Here is a 20,946-nt window from a genome sequence, read left to right as displayed (position 1 = left end):
CTACCGACAGGTAAGTTACTGGCAGGTTTCTTCGGCGTCCATGCCACGCGCGGACATTTCCGGAAATCCTTCGAAGGTTTCACCGGCCGGTCCGACGGGAATTTCGAATTTCGCTCCACGGTGTATCGACGACAATTCCGAAACGGGGCGGAGCGAAATGCGCGCGACCTCCGCCCCCGGCCTGGAGGAGCTGCCCGAATGGCCCTGGACGCCGACGTCATCGTCATCGGAGCCGGACTCGCGGGCCTGGTCGCGGCCGTCGAACTCGCCGACGCCGGACGGAAGGTGATCCTGCTCGACCAGGAACCCGAGGCCTCCCTCGGCGGCCAGGCACGCTGGTCCCCCGGCGGCCTCTTCCTGGTCGGTTCGCCCGAGCAGCGCCGGCTGCGGATTCGCGATTCGCCCGCCCTCGCCCGGCAGGACTGGCTCGGCAGCGCCGGTTTCGACCGGCCCGAGGACGCCTGGCCGCGCCGCTGGGCCGAGGCCCACGTCGCATTCGCCGCAGGGGAGGAGCGGGCCTGGCTGCGCGCGCTGGGCGTGCGGTTCCTGCCGGTCGTCGGCTGGGCCGAGCGCGGCGGGTCGCTCGCCGACGGTCCCGGCAACTCCGTGCCGCGCCTCCACCTCACCCGGGGCGCCGGCCCGGGCCTGCTCGCACCCTTCGTCCGCGGGGTCCGCGCGGCCGCCGCCCGGGGGCTGGTCGACCTGCGCTTCCGGCACCGGGTCACCGGCCTGGTGGCGAACGGGGGTGCGGTCGACACGGTCACGGGCGAGGTGCTGGTGCCGGGCGGCACGGCGCGCGGCGGGGCCGGCGCCCGCGAGGTGACCGGCGGCTTCGAGCTGCGGGCCCGGGCGGTGGTCGTCGCCTCCGGCGGCATCGGCGGCAACCACGACCTCGTCCGCGCGGCCTGGCCCGCCCGGCTCGGCTCCCCGCCCCGGCGGATGCTCTCCGGCGTGCCCGCGCACGTCGACGGACTGATGCTCGGCATCGCCGCCGAGGCCGGGGCCGCCCTGGTCAACGGCGACCGGACGGCGCACTGCGCCGAGGGGTTCGCCACCTGGGACCCGCTCTGGGCCCGCCACGGCGTCCGCGTCCTGCCCGGCCCCTCGGCGCTCCGGCTCGACGCCCGCGGCCGCCGGCTGCCCGTCCCGCTCTTCCCCGGCTTCGACACCCTCGGCACCCTGGAACACCTCGCGGCCACCGGGTACGACCACAGCTGGTTCGTGCTCAACCGGAGGATCGCCGACCGGGAATTCGTCCTCGCCGGATCCGAACGGCACCCCGGCCCCACCGGCGGCCCGCTGCGCGGGATGCTGCGGCGCGCCCTGCCCGGCGCCCCCGGTCCGCTGCGCACCCACCTCGCCCACGGCCCCGACGTCGTGGTCGCGGGCACCCTGTACGACCTCGCCCGCGCGATGAACGCCAAGACGCGGGCCCCGCTGATCGACGGCGCCGAACTGCGCCGCGTCGTCGAGGCCAGGGACCGTCAGCTCGCCAACCCCTTCGCCAAGGACCTCCAGGTGATCGCCGCCCGTGGCGCCCGCCGCTACCCCGGCGACCGGCTGATCGGCGTCGCGGCGCCGCACCGCATCCTCGACCCGGCCGCCGCGCCGCTGATCGCGGTGCGGCTGTCCGTCCTCACCCGCGGCTCGCTCGGCGGCCTGCACACCGACCTCTCGGCGCGGGTGCTGCGCCCCGACGGCTCCGTCCTCGACGGCCTCTACGCCGCGGGCGAGGCCGCCGGCTTCGGCGGCGGCGGTGTCCACGGGTACCGCTCCCTGGAGGGGACGTTCCTCGGCGGCTGCCTCTTCTCCGGCCGGGCCGCCGGCCGCGCGGCGGCGCGGGACGTGGCCTGAGGGGGTGCGGCGACGGACCCTAGTGGACGGTGAGGGCGATGAAGACGAAGAAGACGGTCATCACCGCGAACAGGGCGCAGACGTACGCCAGCAGCGGGACGCCGTCGGCGGTGCGGTACCCCAGGACGACCACCTTCCGGGGGTGGCGCCGCAGGTGGGCGACCTCGACCTCGTCGCCCGGTTCGAGCCCCGTCGGGCCGCGCAGCGCGAGCGAGGTGGCGGCCTCCACCGGGGGGCCGTCCGGGACCTCGAAGCGCACCCGGACGTCGTCCTCGACCCCGGTGCCCTCGCCCACCGGCGTGCTGCGGACCTCGGTCACCCGGGCCCGGAAACGCGTTCCGTGGCGGCGGATCCGGTACGTCATCGAGGCGCGCGACCCGGCGTAGTAGGAACCGCCGCCGAGGATCGTCGCGAGCGCGAGCGCGAGGAGGTTCACGGTCCGCACGCTACTCGCCGGCGCACCGGCGCGCCCAGCGCTGTGGCGGTCAACCACCGTTCTTTGGCGCGGAGTTCGCCCTTCCGTCGTCGGTGATGCCGAGGCGCAGGTGGTCGACGTGGTAGACCGCCTGGTCGAGGAGGGCGGCGACGTGGTCGTCGTGCAGGGAGTAGACGACCGAGCGGCCGCGGCGCTCGCCGACCACCAGGCCGAGGTTGCGCAGCAGCCGCAGCTGGTGGGAGCACGCGGACTGCTCCATGCCGACGGCGTCGGCGAGTTCGGTGGCGGCCCGCGGCCCTTCGCGCAGCTGGGCGAGGATCAGCAGCCGGGAGGGGGTGGCGAGGGCCTGGAGCGTGCTCGCCACCTTGGCGGCGTTGGACGCGTCCAGGCGCATCCGCGGCACGGCGTCTTCGGCGGCTGCGTGTCCCATGGGGGAATCCTACGGGGGGCGCGAACGGGGGAGGGAAGGCCCGACGGGTCATATGAACACATGAAGGTGTGTTCATGTATTCCTGTAAGGTGGCGCCCATGTCCGCCACCACGCTCACCCGGCCGACCGCCCCCGCCCCGTCCGCCCGGCCGCCGCGCCCCCGCCGCACCCGGGCGCTCGCGCTGCCCGAGGCCCGCTGGGCCGCCGCCGCCCTGGTCGCCTTCCTGGCCGCGCTCGCCCTCCGGCTCTGCGGCGCCCCCGGCTGGGCGTCCGGCACGCTGTACGCCGCCGCGTACGCCGCCGGCGGCTGGGAACCCGCCCTCGCCGGACTGCGCGCCCTGCGCGAGCGGACCCTCGACGTGGACCTGCTGATGGTCGTCGCCGCCCTCGGCGCCGCCGCCATCGGCCAGCCGCTGGACGGTGCGCTGCTGATCGTCATCTTCGCGACCAGCGGAGCCCTGGAGGCGCTGGCCACCGCCCGCACCGCCGACTCCGTCCGCGGCCTGCTCGACCTCGCCCCCGCCACCGCCACCCGGCTGCGCGCCGCTGCGGCCAGCGCGGGCGCCGGGGGCGCCGAGGAGACCGAGGAGACCGTCCCCGCCGCCGAGCTGGCCGTCGGTGACACCGTGCTGGTCCGCCCCGGCGAGCGGATCGGCGCCGACGGCCGCGTCCTGGACGGCGCCGGCGAGGTCGACCAGGCCACCATCACCGGCGAACCGCTGCCCGTCGCCAAGCGCCCCGGCGACCAGGTGTACGCGGGCACCCTCAACGGCGCCGGCGTGCTGCGCGTGCGCGTCGAGCGGGACCCGGCCGACACCGTGATCGCCCGGATCGTCGCCATGGTCGAGGAGGCCTCCGAGACCAAGGCCCCCACCCAGCTGTTCGTCGAGAGGATCGAACAGCGCTACGCCGCCGTCCTGGTGGCCGCCACCCTGCTGCTGTTCGCCGTCCCGCTCGCCCTCGGCGCCGACCTGACCGGCGCCCTGCTGCGCGCCATGACCTTCATGATCGTCGCCTCGCCCTGCGCCGTGGTGCTCGCCACCATGCCGCCGCTGCTCTCCGCGATCGCCAACGCGGGCCGGCACGGCGTCCTGGTCAAGTCGGCCGTGGTGATGGAACGCCTCGGCCAGGCCGACGCCGTCGCCCTCGACAAGACCGGCACCCTCACCGAGGGCACCCCCCGGGTGACCGAGGTCCACCCGCTCGACGGCATCACCGCCGACGACCTGCTGACGCTCGCGGCCGCCGCCGAGCACCCCAGCGAGCACCCGCTGGCCCGCGCCGTGGTCGCCGCCGCCCGTGAACGCGGCCGGCCCGTCCTGCCCGCCACCGACTTCACCGCCACCCCGGGCGTCGGCGTGCGGGCCGTGGTGGGCGCCGCGGTGGTCGCCGTCGGCGCCCCCGGTCCCCACCGCGACCACCCCGCCGTCACCGCCCTGGAGGCCGCCGGCCGCACCGCCGTCCTGGTGCTGCGCGACGGCGAGCCGGCCGGCGTGCTCGGCCTCGCCGACCGCCCGCGCGCCCAGGCCCCCGGCGCCGTCCGGGCCCTGACCGCGCTCACCGGCCGCCCGCCGGTGCTGCTCACCGGCGACAACCCGCGTGCCGCCGCCCGGCTGGCCGCCGAGGTCGGCCTCACCGACGTCCGCGGCGGGCTGCTGCCGCACGAGAAGGCCGCCGCCGTGCACGACCTCGCCGCCGCCGGCCGACGGGTGCTGATGATCGGCGACGGCGTCAACGACGCCCCGGCGCTGGCCGCCGCGCACACCGGCGTGGCGATGGGCCGGGCCGGCTCGGACCTCGCCCTGGAGACCGCCGACGCCGTCCTCGTCCGCGACGACCTCGCCGCCGTCCCGGCCGTGGTCGCCCTCTCCCGGCGGGCCCGCCGGCTGGTGGTGCAGAACCTGGTGATCGCGGGCACGGCCATCACCCTCCTGGTCGTCTGGGACCTGGCGGGTACGCTGCCCCTGCCGCTCGGCGTCGCCGGGCACGAGGGCTCCACCGTGATCGTCGGCCTCAACGGCCTGCGGCTGCTGCGCGAACGGGCGTGGCGGCGGGCCCTGGGGAACGAGGAGGGCTGAGGGAGCATGAGCCGTCGCGAACGCGAGCGGACGGGCGGGAGCGCCAAGGGCGCGGCCGGCGCGAAGGGCGGCGGCAAGGGCGCCGGGCGCGGCCCGGGGTCCCCGGTGACCGTCACCGTCTGCCGGGGCTGCTGCTGCGGCACCCGCGAGAAGCACCCCGGCGTCGACCACGCCGGCCAGTACGAGCGGCTGCGCACGGCGGTCGGCGAGGCGGGCCGGGTCCGCGCGGTCCAGTGCCTGGACACCTGCGCCCACTCCAACGTGGTCGTGGTCGGCCCCTCCAGCGAGGGCCGCGCGGCCGGCGGCCGGCCGGTCTGGCTGGGCTGGGTGCTGGCCGACGACATGATCGAGGAGATCGCCGCCTGGGTGCACGCCGGCGGCCCCGGCCTCGCCGACCCGCCGGGGATGCTCGACCTCCAGCAGATCTCCGTCTCCCGCCGCGTCAGCGCGGGCCTGCCGGGCTGAGCGGAGCCCGCTCGGGAAGGGCCGGACAGCGCCTACGATGACCTGGGGCGCGCCCTGGCGTCGCGGACCCGGCCTGATCCACGAGACACGCCCCTAGGTCCGACCCGGGAGGAAGACGATGACCACGGTCTGCCGCATCTGCGCGGGCACCGGCCGCACCGCCGGCCTCAGCTGCCGGACCTGCCAGGGCACCGGCACCACCGAGGTCGGCGGCGGCGGGGGGAACTGCTTCCTCTGCGACGGCACCGGCGTCTACGTCCGCTACCGGGTCGACGCGACCGGCGCCAAGCACGCCTACCGCGACGAGATCTGCCGCACCTGCGACGGCACCGGCAACCGGGCGGCCTCCCCCTGGGACGAAGCGTCCTGACCCCCCGTCGACCGGGTCGCGGGAGCTGACGGTTGGTCTGAGCGGGTGCGCCCGAGCACCATTCAGCGTACCCCGGCGCCCCGTCACGGACCTTGTTCGCGCGGGCTGCCGGACGCTACGACTATGGCTCGTTTCAACCGCATGTTCGCCCGCGTCCGCCGGAAGGCCGCCGCCCTGGCACTGCCGTGCACGATCGTGTCGGCCCTCGTCCCCGTCCTCGCACTCGGTCCGGGCGCCGTGTCCGCCGAGGCCGCGACACTCCCCGGCGGCCTGGGTCCCTGTGTACCCGGCAGCTGTCCCGACCCCTTCCCCCCGATCAGCAACGGGCCGATCGCCGGGCGGGACAACGGGATCAACATCTTCGTCGGCTCCGACTTCCTGGTCCGCGGCCGCGCCGCCGAGGCCGAGGGCCGGATCGTCGTCCTCCACGACTTCGACCAGTCCAAGGACGTCGGCGCCAGCTCCATCTACAACATCGGCATCGTCGGCGCAGGCTCCCGGGTCCCCCCGCCGGACGGGGCCGACTTCCTCACCACCGGGGACGACGTCGTCGTCACCGCCGGCCAGACCCTGGTGGCCGAGGGCGGGGTCGTCCGCTACGCCAGCACCGTCACCGGCAACGTGACCGGCACCCTCGTCCACGACCCCAACGCCATCCAGCCCTACGCCGCCCTGCGCGACCAGCTCTCCGACGCGTCGGACTGCTACGCCCGGGTCAACGGAGTGCCACGCACCCCGACCGGCGTCGCCGTGAACGCGGGCTACGAGACCTTGTTCACCGGTGACGGTGTGTCGCCGCTCCAGGTCTTCAACGTCGACTTCGACCTGGCCGGTCCGGGCGGCGGCCAGCAGGGCATCGCCTTCGCCAACATCCCGCCGGGCGCGACCATCCTGGTCAACCTGACCGGCGCCGCCCGGACCATCAACACCTACAGCGGCGACATCGCCGACACCGACCCGCTCAACGCCTACCGCGAGCGCCTGCTGTGGAACTTCCCCGACGCCACCGCGGTCAACCTGGTGGGCACCGGCCAGTTCCAGGGCAGCATCCTGGTCGGCGAGCGGACCTCGCAGACCACGGTCACCCTGCCCGGCATCAACGGCCGCGTCTTCGTCACCGGCGACCTCATCCACACCAGCTCGCCCACCGGAGGCGGCGGCCAGGAGTTCCACGCCTACCCCTTCAACGGCGACCTGCCCGACTGCGCCGCCGTGGTGACGGGCTCGGTGCGGGTGCTGAAGACGGACGCGGTGACGGGCGCCCCGCTCGCGGGCGCGGTCTTCGAGCTGTGGGAGGAGACCAACGGCGTTCCCGGTCTCCAGACCACCGGCGCCAACCCCGACACCCAGCAGGGCGGGACCTGCACCACCGGTGCGGACGGTCTGTGCAGCCGGACGGTTCCGGTCGGCACCTACTACTGGCGGGAGACCGCGGCTCCGCCGGGCTACCTGTTGCCGGCGGATCCGGTGTTCGGTCCGTTGGTGCTGACTCCGGCGAACGCCGCCCAGGGCGTCCAGGTGACGGCCCCGGACGTCGCACAGCCGCCGCTGACCGGTGAGGTCCGTGTCCTGAAGACGGATGCGGTGACGGGTGCGCCGCTCGCGGGTGGTGTGTTCGAGCTGTGGGAGGAGACCAATGGGATTCCCGGTCTCCAGACCACCGGGGTCACCCCCGACACCCAGGTGGGTACGTCCTGCACCACCGGTGCTGATGGTTTGTGCACGCGGACGGTTCCGGTTGGTGCGTACTACTGGCGGGAGATCGCCGCACCGCCGGGTTACGACCTTCCGGCGGATCCGGTGTTCGGTCCGCTGGAGCTGACTCCGGCCAATGCGGCCGAGGGTGTGCAGGTCACCGCTCCCGATGCCCCGCAGCAGCCCGTGACGGGTGAGGTGCGGGTGCTGAAGACGGACGCGGTGACGGGTCTGCCGCTCGCGGGTGGTGTGTTCGAGCTGTGGGAGGAGACCAACGGGGTTCCCGGTCTCCAGACCTCCGGCGCGAACCCGGACACCCAGGTGGGGTCGGCGTGCACCACCGGTGCGGACGGTCTGTGCAGCCGGACGGTTCCGGTCGGCACCTACTACTGGCAGGAGATCGCTGCGCCTCCCGGGTATGTGCTGCCTGCGGATCCGGTGTTCGGTCCGTTGGTGTTGACTCCGGCCAATGCGGCCGAGGGTGTGCAGGTGACGGCTCCCGATGTGCTGCAGCCCGCTGTGACGGGTGAGGTGCGGGTGCTGAAGACGGATGCGGTGACGGGTGCGCCGCTCGCGGGTGGTGTGTTCGAGCTGTGGGAGGAGACCAATGGGATTCCCGGTCTCCAGACCACCGGGGTCACCCCCGACACCCAGGTGGGTACGTCCTGCACCACCGGTGCTGATGGTTTGTGCACGCGGACGGTTCCGGTTGGTGCGTACTACTGGCGGGAGATCGCCGCACCGCCGGGTTACGACCTTCCGGCGGATCCGGTGTTCGGTCCGCTGGAGCTGACTCCGGCCAATGCGGCCGAGGGTGTGCAGGTCACCGCTCCCGATGCCCCGCAGCAGCCCGTGACGGGTGAGGTGCGGGTGCTGAAGACGGACGCGGTGACGGGTCTGCCGCTCGCGGGTGGTGTGTTCGAGCTGTGGGAGGAGACCAACGGGGTTCCCGGTCTCCAGACCTCCGGCGCGAACCCGGACACCCAGGTGGGGTCGGCGTGCACCACCGGTGCGGACGGTCTGTGCACCCGGACGGTTCCGGTCGGCACCTACTACTGGCAGGAGATCGCTGCGCCTCCCGGGTATGTGCTGCCTGCGGATCCGGTGTTCGGTCCGTTGGTGCTGACTCCGGCCAATGCGGCCGAGGGTGTGCAGGTGACGGCTCCCGATGTGCTGCAGCCCGCTGTGACGGGTGAGGTCCGTGTCCTGAAGACGGATGCGGTGACGGGTCTGCCGCTCGCGGGTGGTGTGTTCCAGCTGTGGGAGGAGACCAACGGGATCCCCGGTCTCCAGACCACCGGCATCAACCCCGACACCCAGGTCGGTGCGGCCTGCACCACCGGCGCGGACGGCATCTGCCGCCGCACCGTGGACCTGGGCACCTACTACTGGCTGGAGACCGCTGCACCTCCCGGCTACACGCTGCCCGTCGACCCGGTGTTCGGTCCGTTGGTGCTGACGGCGGCCAATGCGGCCGAGGGTGTGCAGGTGACGGCTCCCGATGTGCTGCAGCCCGCTGTGACGGGTGAGGTGCGGGTGCTGAAGACCGACGCGGTGACGGGTGCTCCGCTCGCGGGCGGTGTGTTCCAGCTGTGGGAGGAGACCAACGGGGTTCCCGGTCTCCAGACCACGGGTGTCAACCCCGACACCCAGGTCGGTGCGGCCTGCACCACCGGCACGGACGGCTTCTGCCGCCGCACGGTGGACCTGGGCACCTACTACTGGCTGGAGACCGCTGCACCTCCCGGGTACGTGCTGCCGGCCCAGCCGGTGTTCGGCCCGCTGGTCCTGACGGCGGCCAACGCCGCCCAGGGTGTGCAGGTCACCGCTCCCGACGCCCCGCAGCAGCCCGTGACGGGTGAGGTGCGGGTGCTGAAGACGGACGCGGTGACGGGTGCTCCGCTCGCGGGCGGTGTGTTCGAGCTGTGGGAGGAGACCAATGGGATTCCCGGTCTCCAGACCACCGGCGTGAACCCGGACACCCAGGTCGGTGCGGCGTGCACCACCGGTGCGGACGGCCTGTGCCGCCGCACGGTGGACGTCGGGACGTACTACTGGCTGGAGACCGCTGCACCTCCCGGGTACATGCTGCCGGCCCAGCCGGTGTTCGGCCCGCTGGTGCTGACCCCGGAGAACGCCCAGGCCGGTGTCCAGGTGACGGCCCCCGATGTGCCGCAGGGCCCCGTGACCACCGGTGAGGTGCGGGTGCTGAAGACCGACGCCGAGACCGGTGCTCCGCTCGCGGGCGGTGTGTTCGAGCTGTGGGAGGAGACCAACGGGATTCCCGGTCTCCAGACCACCGGCATCAACCCCGACACCCAGGTCGGTGCGCCCTGCACCACCGGCACGGACGGCTTCTGCCGTCGCACGGTGGAGCTGGGCACCTACTACTGGCGGGAGATCGCGGCGCCCCCCGGGTACGACCTGCCGGCCGACCCGGTGTTCGGCCCGCTGGTCCTGACGGCGGCCAACGCCGCGCAGGGCGTCCAGGTCACCGCCGGTGACTGCCCGTCGCCGAAGCCGCCGGGCAAGGGCTCGATCCACCTGAACAAGAAGGACAAGTGGTCGGGCGAGCCGCTGGCCGGTGCGGTGTTCGAGCTGTGGCGCGAGAGCAACGGCGTCCCCGGCCTGCAGACCGGGGGTGCCAACCCGGACACCCCGGCGGGCGGCTGCACCACCGATGCCGACGGTGCCTGCGAGTTCGACCACCTGGCGGTCGGGCAGTACTACCTGAAGGAGACCGCCGCGCCCGACGGCTACCAGCTCCCGCGTGACCCGGTCACGGGTCCCATCCAGGTGAACGACGACGACTGCGTCCCGATCTGCCTCACCAACAAGAAGGAGAAGGAAGAGGAGGAGTGCTGGTGACCGGTTGAACGAGCGGACCGCCCGGAGCAGATCGTCTGCTCCGGGCGGTCCGCTGTTGCGGCGGCGCGGCCCCCGGCCGCTCAGCCGAGCACGTGCCGCAGGCCGCCCAGCAGGTGACCGCGGAAGGCCCGGTCCGCGTAGGCCTCGGGCGCGTGGCCGAGCGCGGTGTAGAAGGTCGGCGCACCGTCGTGCTCCCCGCACCAGGCGAGCGGATGGCGGTCGCCCAGGCCCATCGCGGCCCCGGTGTAATCGGCCTCGTCCACGGTGAGCAGCACCCGGGCGCCGCGCTCGCGCGGGTCGGAGCGGAAGTCGTACCACTCGTCGGTCCACTCCCAGCGCGCCGGCAGGTGGGCGGTGGCCGGATGGGCGGGGTCGGCGACCCGGACCGGCGCGGTCTGGATCGCCGGGTGACGGTCGAACCGGGCGCCGACCAGCCCCTCGAACCACGGCCACTCGTACGCCGTGCTGGACGCCGCGTGCACGCCGACCCAGCCGTGGCCGGCGCTCAGGTGGGCGCGGAGCGCGTCCTGTCCGGCCTCGTCGAGGACCGGGCCGCCGGTGGAGAGGAACATCACGGCGGCGTAGCGGCGCAGCGCGGCGGGCCGGAAGACGGCCGGGTCCTCGGTGGCGTCGACGGTGAAGCCGTGCCGTTCGCCCAGCTCGCCCAGGGCGCGGGTGCCGTCGACGACGGAGGCGTGCGGGAAGCGGAGGTTGCGACGGTAGATCAGGATCCGGGCCATGGTGGACGATCCTGCCAGCCCCGCCCGCGTCCCCCGCGGCCGGGGCCGACCGCGTTCCTGACCCGCCTCCGTCCGGGCCCTGACGGCGCGTTTCGCCTGCGTACGGCTTTGCCGAGGCATGGTCGAACATTGGCGTTCGACTGACCGGCGCGCCCGGGCCCGTTCACCGCGCGTCCGCGTCCGGTCAACGCGTGGCTGGAAGAGTCCGGGCCATGGAAACTCCGAACATGGGCGTGCCGGTGAAGCTCGCCGAACGCATGAGCATGGCCGAGCAGCACGAGTACCTGCGGGCCCGTCACTCCCGCCGCCGGATGCTGCGCGCCGGCGCCGTCTCGGTGGGCGCGCTGGCGGTGGGCGGCGTCCTGGGCGGCGGCACCGCCTCGGCCACCCCGCTCTCGCCGCAGCTGCTGACCGGAGGGGCCGCCGCGGGCGTCGACGGCTCGCTGGTCGCCCCGATCGGGCGCCACCTGTCCTTCGGTCCCGAGCCGGACACCCAGTTCCGGGTCTCCTGGCAGGTGCCGGCCCCGGTGAAGCGGCCGTTCCTGCGCTACGGCAAGAACCCGTGGGACCTCGGCCACCGGATCGAGGCGGAGGTGCGCACCCTGCACACCCCGGCGCTCACGCCCACCAGCCAGCCGGTGGACCAGTACTACCTGCACGTGGCGCTGGAGGACCTGCACCCCGACACCACCTACTACTACGGTGTCGGCCACCAGGGCTTCGACCCGGCCTCGCAGCAGGCCATCTCCACCCTCGGCACCTTCCGCACCGCGCCTTCGCGCGAGCACCGCTGGGGCAAGGTGTACGAGCCGTTCACCTTCACCGCCTTCGGTGACCAGGGCGTCAGCGACCACGCCAAGGGCAACGACCACATCATCCTGGCGCAGAACCCGGCCTTCCACCTGCACGCCGGCGACATCTGCTACGCCGACCCGGCCGGCTCCGGCCAGGACTCCGACAAGTCGGTGTTCAACGCGGCCACCTGGGACGCCTTTCTGGTGCAGACCGAGACGGTCGCCTCGAAGGTGCCGTGGATGGTCGCCTACGGCAACCACGACATGGAGGCCTGGTACTCGCCGAACGGCTACGGCGGCGAGAACGCCCGCTTCTACCTGCCGGACAACGGCCCGGACCGGCGCAGCGTCCCGGGCGTCTACTCGTTCCGCTACAAGAACGTGGGCGTCATCTCGCTGGATGCCAACGACGTCTCCTACGAGATCCCGGCCAACCTGGGCGTCTCGGCGGGCAAGCAGACCCGCTGGCTGGAGCGCACCCTGAAGGACCTGCGGGGCGACGAGACCGTCGACTTCGTCGTGGTCTTCTTCCACCACTGCGCCTTCTCCACCACCCACCAGCACGCCTCCGAGGGCGGGGTGCGCGAGGCCTGGGTGCCGCTGTTCGAGAAGTACCGGGTCGACCTGGTGATCAACGGTCACAACCACGTGTACGAGCGCACCGACGCGATCCTCGGCAACAAGGTCTCCCGGGCGGTGCCGAGCGGCGCCACCGTCGAGCCCGCCAAGGACGGCGTGGTGTACGTGACGGCGGGTGCGGCCGGCCGCAGCCTCTACCGCTTCGACGCCCCGGACACCTACGAGGGCCACGAGAACCGGCTCGACTCGGTGGACACCTACTACTTCGCCAAGGGCGGCGGCAAGGTCACCGAGAAGGTCGAGTGGTCGCGGGTCCGCTACACCGGCTACTCCTTCATCAAGGTCGACGTGAAGCCCGCCCACCTGGGCGGGAAGTCGGAGATGACCGTCACCGCCCTGGCCGAGGACGGCACCCGGGTCGACCACTACACGATCCTGCGCACGGTCGGCGAGGGCTGGGACAGCGACCACGACGACGACGGCCACGGCGGCGGCTGGGGCTGGTAACCCCCCCGGCGCCCCCGCCACCCGCCCCTCCGCACCGGCCGGCCCCCGCAGAGCGCGCTCTGCGGGGGCCTTCCGGGGTGCCGGGGGCGGTCAGGTCTGGCGGTAGGTGGCGAGGAAGCGGCCGATGCGGTTGATGGCCGTCTCCAGGTCGTCGGCGCGGGGGAGGGTGACGAAGCGGAAGTGGTCGGGGCGGGGCCAGTTGAAGCCGGTGCCCTGGACGACGTGGATCTTCTCGCGGAGCAGGAGGTCCAGGACGAAGCGCTCGTCGTCGACGATCCGGTGGACGGCCGGGTCGAGCTTGGCGAAGGCGTAGAGCGCGCCGCGGGGCTTGACGCAGCTGACGCCGGGGATCTCGTTGAGGGCCCGGAAGGCGACGTCGCGCTGTTCGGCGAGGCGGCCGCCGGGCAGGACGAGGTCGTTGATGGACTGGTGGCCGCCGAGTGCGGCCTGGACGGCGTACTGGGAGGGCACGTTGGGGCACAGCCGCATGCCGGAGAGCATGGTGAGGCCCTCCAGGTAGTCGCTCGCGTGCTGCTTGGGGCCGGAGACGACCAGCCAGCCGCTGCGGAAGCCGGCCACCCGGTAGGACTTGGAGAGGCCGTTGAAGGTGAGGGTGAGCACGTCGTCGGCCAGGGCGGCCAGGCAGTGGTGCTCCACGCCGTCGTAGAGGATCTTGTCGTAGATCTCGTCGGCCAGCACCATCAGCTGGTGGCGGCGGGCGAGGTCGAGGATGCCCTCCAGCAGTTCCTTCGGGTAGACCGCGCCGGTGGGGTTGTTGGGGTTGATGACCACGATCGCCTTGGTGCGGGCGGTGATCTTCGCGGCGATGTCGTCGAGGTCGGGGAACCAGTCCGCCCCCTCGTCGCAGGCGTAGTGCACCGCCTTGCCGCCGGCCAGCCGGACCACCGCCGTCCACAGCGGGTAGTCGGGCATCGGGACGAGCACCTCGTCGCCGTCGTCGACGAGGGCGGTGACGGCCATCTGGATCAGCTCGGAGACGCCGTTGCCGAGGTAGACGTCGTTGACGGTCACGCCCTCGACGCCGCGCTGCTGGTAGTACTGCACGACCGCGCGGCGGGCCGGCAGGATGCCGCGCGAGTCGCTGTAGCCGTGCGCCCGGGGGAGGTTGCGGATGATGTCCTGGAGGATCTCCTCCGGCGCCTCGAAGCCGAACGTGGCCGGGTTGCCGGTGTTCAGCCGGAGCACGCTGTGCCCGGCCTCCTCCAGCGCGTTGGCCTGGTCGACCACCGGGCCGCGGATCTCGTAGCACACGTCATTCAGCTTGCTGGACTGCCGAAACTCCATCTGCGGCCTCCCGACCGTCACCCCGCGTCGATCCTGGTCGCTTTGTTCTACCAAGTAGGCACTTGGAAAGTCCAACCTCTTGGCTATGCTGATCCACATGTCACGCCGAAGCTACGACCAGTACTGCGCCGTCGCCCGCGCCCTGGACGCGGTGGGGGAGCGCTGGAGCCTCCTGATCGTCCGTGAACTCCTGGCCGGTCCGCGCCGTTACACCGACCTGCACGCCGACCTGCCCGGCGTCTCCACCGACATCCTCGCCGCGCGGCTCAAGCAGCTGGAGAGCGAGGGCGTCGTCGAGCGCCGCCGCCTCGAACGGCCGGCCAACGCCACCGTCTACGCGCTGACCGCGCGCGGCGCCGAGCTGCGGCCGGTCGTGGCGGCGCTCGGCGTCTGGGGGCTGGACGCGCTGGGGGAGCAGCGGCCGACCGACGCCGTGCGCACGCACTGGGTCACCGGCGGCGTGGAGGAGCCGGTGGGGGTCTGACCGGAGCGGAACGCGGCCGGGCCGCGGCGGGGCGCCCGTGTGGGAGGCGCCGTGCCGCGGCCCGGGGTCCTGGGGGTGTCAGGGGATCAGACACCCCACGCCGAGAAGTCGACGGTGGCGTTGTTGCCCGCGCCGCCGGCCTTGCTGACGTGGAACTTCAGGTCGCTGCCGGCCCAGTCGTAGCTGTTCGAGCCGACGTACGGGTTGTTCCAGTGCACCCGCACCAGACGCCCGTTGAGGACGGGGTTCGCGCAGTTCTCCGCGTAGAACTGCGCGAACCCCTCGGTGCCGGTCGCGAATCCCTCGGACTCCGAGGACCAGCTCCCCCGCTGCTGGTCGGCGATCCGCTCCGGCGGCTCGTGGCTCCAGATCCCGTGGCTCAGCTCCCAGGACTCCCGGGTGAGCGTGCAGCCGGTCCAGTTGGAGAGCCGGACGGTGGTGCTGCGGGCGGCGGTGGTGGCCGTGGCGGTGGTGGCCGTGGTGGTGCGGTCGGTGGTCGGGGCGGCCGAGGCCGTCCCCGCCAGGCCGGCCGTCAGCGCGGCCGCGGCGGCCAGGGTGACCGCGGTGGCGCGCGGGCGGCTGGTGCTGTTCATGTGGTTCCCCCGATGTGGCTGTGGTGTCGTGCTGCTCGGGCCGGGCCTCGTGTCCTCCCGACGGGTCCCACTCTGCCCGGCGCCGATAAACGGTGGATCGGCGTCTGCTTGCCGTGGCCGTTGATCCCCGTGGTGCCGGTGGGGCCGGAGCCGGATGGCGAGGCCGCCGGACCGCGTCGCCGTCCGCGCGCGTACGATCGTCGGGCCATGGAGAACACCGAGAACACGCCCACCGCCGTCCGCGGTTGCGCCAGTTTCGCCAGCTACGTCGCCGTCGGGGACTCCTTCACCGAGGGCATGTGCGACGACCTGCTGCCCGACGGCCAGTTCCGGGGCTGGGCCGACCGCGTGGCCGCCCGGCTCGCCGCCGACCACCCCGCCGGCGGCTTCCGGTACGCCAACCTCGCCGTCCGCGGCAAGCTCATCGGCCAGATCCACGACGAGCAGGTGGAGGACGCCGCCGCCATGGGCGCCGAGCTGGTCACCCTGGCCGGCGGGCTCAACGACGTGCTGCGGCCGCGCTGCGACATCGCCCGGGTCGAGGAGCTCCTCGGCGCCTCCGCCGCCCGGCTGCGCGCCACCGGCGCCACCGTCGTCATGTTCACCAGTACCGACCCGACCCGGCGGATGGCCGGTTCGGCCCGGCTGCTCCCGGCGATCCTGCGGATGAAGGCCTTCGTGCACGAGCTCGCCCAGGACCCGGGCATCGCCGTGGTGGACCTCTTCTCCGCGCCCTGCTTCGACGACCGCCGGCTCTGGGCGGAGGACCGGCTGCACCTCTCGCCCGAGGGACACCGCCGGGTCGCCGAGGCCGTCCTGGAGGCGCTCGGCCGCCCCGCCGGCTTCGACTGGCGCGCGCCGCTGCCGGCCGCCGCCCCGCCGACCCGCGGCGAGAAGCTGGCCGCCGACGCCCGCTGGGCCCGCACCCACCTCGGCCCCTGGATCGGCCGCCGCCTCACCGGCCGCTCCTCCGGCGACGGCCGGGCGCCCAAGCGCGTGGACCTGCTGCCGTACGAGGGCTGAGACGAGGGCCGGGACCGGACCCTGGCCGGGACGAGGGCCGGGACGGGGCCCGCGGCCGGCACCCGCCCCGGCGGCGGGCGTCAGCCGCGGAACAGGTTGTGGCCGACGTCCGACGGCACCTCGTCCTGGTACGGGGTGGAGTCCGGGCCGGGCACCCGCTCGCCCGGGACCGGCTCGGTGCCCTCCCGGTGCAGCAGGTACACGCCGTCCTGCGACCAGACCGTCCGGTACCCGTGCGCCAGCAGCAGTTCGATCCGGGCCGCCTGCTCCCGGTCGGTCCGGAACGGGAAGGACCGCTTGTCCGCCCGGATCAGCACGTACGCGCGTCCGCGCGGCGTCTCGTCGACCAGCACCACGTCGGCGCGGGCGGTCAGCCGGGGCGCCGCCTGGTTGTCCGCCTCGACGGAGGCGCCGTCCGGGACCAGCGCCGCGCCGCGCAGCAGCGCCGCCTCGCTCGTCTTCGGCTGCCAGTAGGCCGGCACGAACAGGTTGGCCACCCCGAGCGGCAGCGCGGCCGCGACGGTCACGGCGGCCGCCGCCACGCCGAGCCGGCGGGTCAGCGCGCGGTCGTGGCAGCGGCCCAGCACCTCCACCGCGGCGACCAGCAGGATCGGCCAGAGGAAGGCGTCGTAGTGGCGGGCGACCGACCAGTGGTTCGGGTTGCTGGAGAGCACCCGCTCGGCGAGCAGCGGCACGGCGAGCAGCACGGTGGCGGAGCGCAGCGGCAGGAGGAACAGGGTGCCGAAGATCCAGAGCAGCAGCAGCGGCTTCAGCGGGGCGTCGAAGGACGCCGAGACCAGGAGGGTCGGGTCGGCGAGCACATGGGCGACCGCCGAGCCGCCGTCCTCGCCCAGCGCCTTGTAGTTCCAGTAGTAGCCGGGCGCCCCGCCCATCGCCGGGACCAGCTTCGCGATCGCCACCGCCGCGGCGAGCGGGCCGCCCAGCAGCAGGCCCAGGCCCCAGCGGACGGCCGGCCGGCGACGGCCGGGGTCCGGCTCCCGGCGCGCCCGCAGCAGCAGCACCAGGCCGTACGCGCCGACCGTCAGGCCCATGTCCTCCTTGGTGCAGCACAGCAGCAGACCGGCCAGCGCGGACGCCCAGTACTGCCGGGCCATGCCGCGCTCCAGCATCAGCAGGGTGAGCGGGACGGCGAACGCCACCTCGTGGAACCCGCCGCGCGAGGCCACCAGCAGCGGCCAGCCCAGCCCGTGGGCGAGGGCGGCGAGGTCCGCGGCACGGCGCGCGGTGCGGGGGTCGGCGTCGGCGAAGCAGCGGTCGGTGATCCGGCGGATCAGCGGCACGCCGGCGGCGAAGCAGAGCGCCTGGCCGAGGAGCAGCGAGCGCGGGTCGTCCCAGAGCCAGTAGAGCGGTGCCATCAGTGCGATCACCGGCGAGAAGTGGTCGCCGAGGAGCGAGAAGCCGGGCGGGAACGCGTGGTGGTAGCTCTTCAGCGTGGAGACCGGCAGACCGAAGTGCGCGTAGCCGCGCACGCCCTGGTCGAAGATCCCGAGGTCGAAGCCGCCGAGCTGGAGGGTGGTCCACTGCTGGGCGGCGATCGCCAGGCAGACCGCGAAGCAGAGCAGGGTGAAGGCGACGGTGCGGGCGCGGGGCGGGAGGCGGAGGGCGGCCGGCTGCCCGGCGGCGGGCCGCTCGGTGCCCTCGGTGTCCGGGTACGGCGCCACGTCGTGCCGGGACATGCCTTGGTTCCTCCACTGGTGCGCCGGGTCTGCTCGTGCTCGGCCGACCACACTAACCGACGGCTGCGCGGGGGCTTGTCGGTACGCTCTACAGCTGCACCACCGCACTGGACCGTCGTACCGGAGGAACAACAGCATCGTGAGCGTCCCGGGCCTCAACCTCGTCTCCGACTGCGGGAACTGCTTCGGGCTGTGCTGCGTCGCGCTGCCCTTCGCGGCCGGCGCCGACTTCGCCGTGAACAAGGCCGCGGGCAGCGCCTGCCGCAATCTGCGGACCGACTTCACCTGCGGCATCCACGAGCGGCTGCGGGACAGCGGCTTCCCCGGCTGCACGGTGTACGACTGCTTCGGGGCCGGTCAGCACGTCTCCCAGGTCACCTTCGGCGGGCGCAGCTGGCGCGAGGCCCCGGAGAACGCGGGCGCGATGGCCGAGGTGTTCCCGGTGGTGCGGCAGCTGCACGAACTGCTCTGGTACCTCACCGAGGCGCTCACCTTCGCCCCGGCCCGCTCCGTGCACGGGGAGCTGCGCCGGGCGCTGGAGGAGACCGAGCGGCTGGCCGGCGGGACCGCGGAGGAGATCCTGGCGATCGACGTGCCCGCCCACCGGCAGGCGGTGGCCGAGCTGCTGCTCAGGGCGAGCGAGCTGGTCCGGGCCGCCGTGCCGCGCCGGCGGGAGCACCGGGGCGCGGACCTGTTCGGCGCCCGGCTGCGCGGGGCGGACCTGCGCGGGGCCAATCTGCGCGGCGCGCTGCTGGTCGCGGCGGACCTGGCCGGCGCCGATCTGCGGCTCGCCGACCTGGTCGGCGCGGACCTGCGGGACGCCAACCTGGCGGGCGCCGACCTCACCGAGGCGCTGTTCCTCACCCAGGCGCAGCTCAACGCGGCCCGCGGCGACGCCGCCACCCGCCTCCCGGCGGGCCTGCGGCGCCCGGCGCACTGGCCCGAGACCGCCGACGCGGCCGCCCCCGGCGGCGGCAGCGCGCGCGGGCCGCGCAAGCCGCAGGGCGGCGCCCGCGGTGGCGGCCGCCCCGGCAGGCCCCGGCGCCGCTGAGCCGCCGCGGCGCGGAGGGCGCGGGGGCCGCAGCTTGACCGGGCGGGTGCCGGGCGGGCCGGGGTGCGTTCAACCGGCCCGCAGGTGCGGCGTGGTGGGCGGAGGCCGGCGGAGCAGGGTGCAGGCGGTGCCGGCGAGCAGCAGCAGGGTGACGGCGGCGAGTGCCGTCGGGGAGCCGGCCGGATGGAGCGGCCAGGCCCACGGCTGCGGGCGGCCGTCCGGGTACCAGCCCGCCGCCGAGCAGAGCAGCGGGACGGCGGCGAGCGCGGCGGCGGCCGGGCGGTGGCCGACCAGCGGGTGGAACAGCAGCGCGAGGCCGAGGTAGCCGGCGATGTTGCGGGCCAGGACGAGGGCGAGCGCCCCGCAGCCGGCCGCACGGGCCAGGCCGCCGCAGGCCGTCCCGCCGGTCGCGAGGGCGAGCGCCAGCCCGGCATCGAGGCCGCGCAGGAACCGCCCGGCGACCGATTCGGTGCGCAGGTCGCCCCGGCCCAGCCCGTGGAGCAGGAACACCGCCGGGAGCAGGGTGAGCACGTGGGCGAGCAGGAAGTGCCCGGCCTGTCCGTGCAGGGCGGGCACCGGCAGCTCGCCGTCCCCGCACAGCAGGCCGACGGCGAAGGTCCCGGCGAGCACGGCCGCGAGCAGCGGGACGGCGCGCGCCTTGCACCACCAGGTCACCGCTCACCCCCGTCGGAGGCCGTCCCGGTGCGCGGGAGCGGCGGGGGCAGGGTGCCGCAGTCGGCCAGGGCCGCCACGGTGGCGCGGTACCAGGCGAGCTGGCTCCCGTCGGGCAGCCGGAGCAGCCGGGCGGCGCGGGCGGCGTCGTCCTCGGTGAAGCGGCCACCGACGCCGGCCGGGGGCACGGTGGTCCCGCCCGGCCCGGCCCGGGCGGTGAGCCAGGCGGTGGCCGTGCCCGCGGCGACCGCCGCCGGGTAGGGGTCGCCGCGGAGCGCGCAGTCCGGGGCGCGCGGGAGCAGGCCGCCGGCCACGGCGGGGGCGACGTCCTGCGCCCGGGCGTCGGTCGGGACGCCGAGCTTGGCCTCGCCCGGTCCGGGCCGGGCGGCCATGGTGAACGCCTCCGGAACGGCGACGCCGTACCAGGCCAGGTTGCCGGTGATCCGCCGGACCTCGCCGCGGACCACGGCCGACCGGGTGCCGCCCAGCTCGGGCCAGAGGCAGACGCGCGGTCGCCCGCCGTCGCAGACCAGCGCGGCGGCGGACCGGGCCCGCACCGGTTCGGGGCCGAGGTCGCGGGCCGTCCAGCCGCCCGCCGCGATGCCGCCCGCGGTGACGGCCAGCGCGGCGGCGACGGCGAGCGGGGTGCCGCGCCGGCGGATCAGCAGCACGGCGGCCGCGCAGACCGCGCCGGAGAAGACCAGTGAGCCCGTCACCGCCCGTCCGTCCAGCACCTGGTCCACGGCGCAGCAGTCGGACAGCCCGCCGCCGACCAGGTGCCGGGGCCAGTAGGTGTCGAACGCGGCCGGGTAGGCGTTCAGCACGAAGCTTCCCGCCAGCGCGAGCGGGACGGCGACCACCGGCGCCAGCACCCGTCCGACGACCGAGCCGACCAGGGTGTTGGCGAGCAGCAGCCCGGCCCAGACGGCGAGCGGGCCGGGCTGCGGGACGCCGTCCACGGTGCCGCCCGCCAGTGCGGCGGTGCCGAGCGCGGCGGCCATGCCGAGCCCGCCCATCGCGGCGACGGGCAGCAGCACCGGTGTGGTGATGGCCGGCGCGGAGCGGACCGGCGAGCGGCTGAACACCCGGCCCCGGTGCAGCCGCGCGCCCTCCCACGCGCCGCAGGCCGCACAGGCGGCGCAGGCGAACGGCAGCGCCAGGCTGGCGTGTCCGGCGGCGGCGAGCCCGTAGGCCGGGGTGACCCAGGCGGTCAGCTCGTCGCCGAGCGCGACCAGGACGAAGCCGAGCAGGAACGGCAGCGTCCGGGTACCGGCCGAGACCCGCAGTACGGTGCGCAGCAGCATG

At 74.5% G+C, this 20,946-nt stretch carries 16 protein-coding genes and 1 pseudogene; 9 read left to right on the top strand and 8 right to left on the bottom strand.

The window, feature by feature from the left end; all coding sequences use genetic code 11:
* The first annotated feature begins 198 nt into the window (after positions 1–198).
* A complete protein-coding gene (locus tag ACF1AK_RS00215) occupies positions 199–1,854 on the top strand; it encodes an FAD-binding dehydrogenase (RefSeq protein WP_391496525.1) in 1,656 nt (551 codons plus the stop codon).
* A 19-nt stretch (positions 1,855–1,873) separates the two neighbouring features.
* Here ACF1AK_RS00215 and ACF1AK_RS00210 read toward each other — a convergent pair whose 3' ends face one another.
* Both ACF1AK_RS00210 and ACF1AK_RS00205 read right to left on the bottom strand, forming a co-directional pair.
* The gene (locus tag ACF1AK_RS00210; RefSeq protein ID WP_391496524.1) at positions 1,874–2,290 is read right to left on the bottom strand and encodes a DUF3592 domain-containing protein; all 417 of its coding nucleotides are present in this window, start codon (positions 2,288–2,290) and stop codon (positions 1,874–1,876) included.
* 49 nt (positions 2,291–2,339) lie between these two features.
* Positions 2,340–2,720: an ArsR/SmtB family transcription factor gene (locus ACF1AK_RS00205; protein WP_391496523.1), complete on the bottom strand. Its 381-nt coding sequence runs from the start codon at positions 2,718–2,720 to the stop codon at positions 2,340–2,342.
* 98 nt (positions 2,721–2,818) lie between these two features.
* On the opposite strand from ACF1AK_RS00205, the gene ACF1AK_RS00200 reads away from it, so the two are divergent.
* The 4 genes from ACF1AK_RS00200 (at position 2,819) to ACF1AK_RS00185 (ending at position 10,196) form a co-directional block, all read left to right on the top strand.
* Complete coding sequence (locus ACF1AK_RS00200) at positions 2,819–4,798, top strand: heavy metal translocating P-type ATPase (protein WP_391496522.1); 1,980 nt, start codon at positions 2,819–2,821, stop codon at positions 4,796–4,798.
* A 6-nt stretch (positions 4,799–4,804) separates the two neighbouring features.
* Positions 4,805–5,263, top strand: a complete 459-nt coding sequence (locus tag ACF1AK_RS00195) for a (2Fe-2S) ferredoxin domain-containing protein (protein ID WP_391496521.1) — start codon at positions 4,805–4,807, stop codon at positions 5,261–5,263.
* Between the two features lie 118 nt (positions 5,264–5,381).
* Complete coding sequence (locus ACF1AK_RS00190) at positions 5,382–5,633, top strand: hypothetical protein (protein ID WP_030302164.1); 252 nt, start codon at positions 5,382–5,384, stop codon at positions 5,631–5,633.
* Between the two features lie 123 nt (positions 5,634–5,756).
* On the top strand, positions 5,757–10,196 hold the full coding sequence (locus ACF1AK_RS00185; protein WP_391496520.1) for a SpaA isopeptide-forming pilin-related protein: 4,440 nt from the start codon (positions 5,757–5,759) through the stop codon (positions 10,194–10,196).
* A gap of 80 nt (positions 10,197–10,276) precedes the next feature.
* Here ACF1AK_RS00185 and ACF1AK_RS00180 read toward each other — a convergent pair whose 3' ends face one another.
* Positions 10,277–10,936 carry a ThuA domain-containing protein gene (locus ACF1AK_RS00180; RefSeq protein ID WP_391496519.1) on the bottom strand — a complete coding sequence of 220 codons (660 nt, stop codon included), beginning with the start codon at positions 10,934–10,936 and terminating at the stop codon, positions 10,277–10,279.
* Positions 10,937–11,148: 212 nt separating this feature from the next.
* Here ACF1AK_RS00180 and ACF1AK_RS00175 point away from each other — a divergent pair, with 212 nt between their 5' ends.
* Positions 11,149–12,816: a purple acid phosphatase family protein gene (locus tag ACF1AK_RS00175; RefSeq protein ID WP_391496518.1), complete on the top strand. Its 1,668-nt coding sequence runs from the start codon at positions 11,149–11,151 to the stop codon at positions 12,814–12,816.
* 90 nt (positions 12,817–12,906) lie between these two features.
* Here ACF1AK_RS00175 and ACF1AK_RS00170 read toward each other — a convergent pair whose 3' ends face one another.
* Complete coding sequence (locus ACF1AK_RS00170; protein WP_391496517.1) at positions 12,907–14,121, bottom strand: pyridoxal phosphate-dependent aminotransferase; 1,215 nt, start codon at positions 14,119–14,121, stop codon at positions 12,907–12,909.
* Positions 14,122–14,218: 97 nt separating this feature from the next.
* Between ACF1AK_RS00170 and ACF1AK_RS00165 the strand changes: the two are divergent.
* A pseudogene (locus ACF1AK_RS00165) lies at positions 14,219–14,569 on the top strand (winged helix-turn-helix transcriptional regulator); the annotation flags it as partial.
* A 122-nt stretch (positions 14,570–14,691) separates the two neighbouring features.
* Here ACF1AK_RS00165 and ACF1AK_RS00160 read toward each other — a convergent pair.
* Entirely contained in the window at positions 14,692–15,198 is a 507-nt protein-coding gene (locus ACF1AK_RS00160) for an aegerolysin family protein (RefSeq protein WP_391496516.1), read from the bottom strand.
* A gap of 207 nt (positions 15,199–15,405) precedes the next feature.
* Between ACF1AK_RS00160 and ACF1AK_RS00155 the strand changes: the two genes are divergently transcribed.
* A complete protein-coding gene (locus ACF1AK_RS00155; RefSeq protein ID WP_391496515.1) occupies positions 15,406–16,221 on the top strand; it encodes an SGNH/GDSL hydrolase family protein in 816 nt (271 codons plus the stop codon).
* Between the two features lie 80 nt (positions 16,222–16,301).
* On the opposite strand, the gene ACF1AK_RS00150 is transcribed toward ACF1AK_RS00155, so the two are convergent.
* On the bottom strand, positions 16,302–17,918 hold the full coding sequence (locus tag ACF1AK_RS00150; RefSeq protein ID WP_391496514.1) for a DUF2079 domain-containing protein: 1,617 nt from the start codon (positions 17,916–17,918) through the stop codon (positions 16,302–16,304).
* A 139-nt stretch (positions 17,919–18,057) separates the two neighbouring features.
* Between ACF1AK_RS00150 and ACF1AK_RS00145 the strand changes: the two genes are divergently transcribed.
* Positions 18,058–18,969, top strand: coding sequence for a pentapeptide repeat-containing protein (locus ACF1AK_RS00145; RefSeq protein WP_391496513.1), 912 nt, complete (start codon positions 18,058–18,060; stop codon positions 18,967–18,969).
* Between the two features lie 69 nt (positions 18,970–19,038).
* Here the strand turns inward: ACF1AK_RS00145 and ACF1AK_RS00140 are convergent, their stop codons facing one another.
* The gene (locus tag ACF1AK_RS00140; protein ID WP_391496512.1) at positions 19,039–19,644 is read right to left on the bottom strand and encodes a hypothetical protein; all 606 of its coding nucleotides are present in this window, start codon (positions 19,642–19,644) and stop codon (positions 19,039–19,041) included.
* Positions 19,641–20,945, bottom strand: a complete 1,305-nt coding sequence (locus ACF1AK_RS00135) for a hypothetical protein (protein ID WP_391496511.1) — start codon at positions 20,943–20,945, stop codon at positions 19,641–19,643. Before ACF1AK_RS00135 ends, ACF1AK_RS00140 begins: the two co-directional genes overlap by 4 nt.
* Position 20,946: the final 1 nt, after the last annotated feature.

Source organism: Kitasatospora sp. NPDC015120 (assembly GCF_043080305.1).
Taxonomy (GTDB): Bacteria; Actinomycetota; Actinomycetes; order Streptomycetales; family Streptomycetaceae; genus Kitasatospora.
This window is presented reverse-complemented; position numbering and strand designations above follow the sequence as displayed.

Coding starts and splice junctions, on each gene's coding strand:
- ACF1AK_RS00200 (WP_391496522.1), top strand. CDS start 2,819: ATGTCCGCCACCACGCTCACCCGGCCGACCGCCCCCGCCCCGTCCGCC.
- ACF1AK_RS00205 (WP_391496523.1), bottom strand. CDS start 2,720: ATGGGACACGCAGCCGCCGAAGACGCCGTGCCGCGGATGCGCCTGGAC.
- ACF1AK_RS00195 (WP_391496521.1), top strand. CDS start 4,805: ATGAGCCGTCGCGAACGCGAGCGGACGGGCGGGAGCGCCAAGGGCGCG.
- ACF1AK_RS00185 (WP_391496520.1), top strand. CDS start 5,757: ATGGCTCGTTTCAACCGCATGTTCGCCCGCGTCCGCCGGAAGGCCGCC.
- ACF1AK_RS00135 (WP_391496511.1), bottom strand. CDS start 20,945: ATGCTGCTGCGCACCGTACTGCGGGTCTCGGCCGGTACCCGGACGCTG.
- ACF1AK_RS00170 (WP_391496517.1), bottom strand. CDS start 14,121: ATGGAGTTTCGGCAGTCCAGCAAGCTGAATGACGTGTGCTACGAGATC.
- ACF1AK_RS00180 (WP_391496519.1), bottom strand. CDS start 10,936: ATGGCCCGGATCCTGATCTACCGTCGCAACCTCCGCTTCCCGCACGCC.
- ACF1AK_RS00190 (WP_030302164.1), top strand. CDS start 5,382: ATGACCACGGTCTGCCGCATCTGCGCGGGCACCGGCCGCACCGCCGGC.
- ACF1AK_RS00150 (WP_391496514.1), bottom strand. CDS start 17,918: ATGTCCCGGCACGACGTGGCGCCGTACCCGGACACCGAGGGCACCGAG.
- ACF1AK_RS00155 (WP_391496515.1), top strand. CDS start 15,406: ATGGAGAACACCGAGAACACGCCCACCGCCGTCCGCGGTTGCGCCAGT.
- ACF1AK_RS00215 (WP_391496525.1), top strand. CDS start 199: ATGGCCCTGGACGCCGACGTCATCGTCATCGGAGCCGGACTCGCGGGC.
- ACF1AK_RS00160 (WP_391496516.1), bottom strand. CDS start 15,198: ATGAACAGCACCAGCCGCCCGCGCGCCACCGCGGTCACCCTGGCCGCC.
- ACF1AK_RS00175 (WP_391496518.1), top strand. CDS start 11,149: ATGGAAACTCCGAACATGGGCGTGCCGGTGAAGCTCGCCGAACGCATG.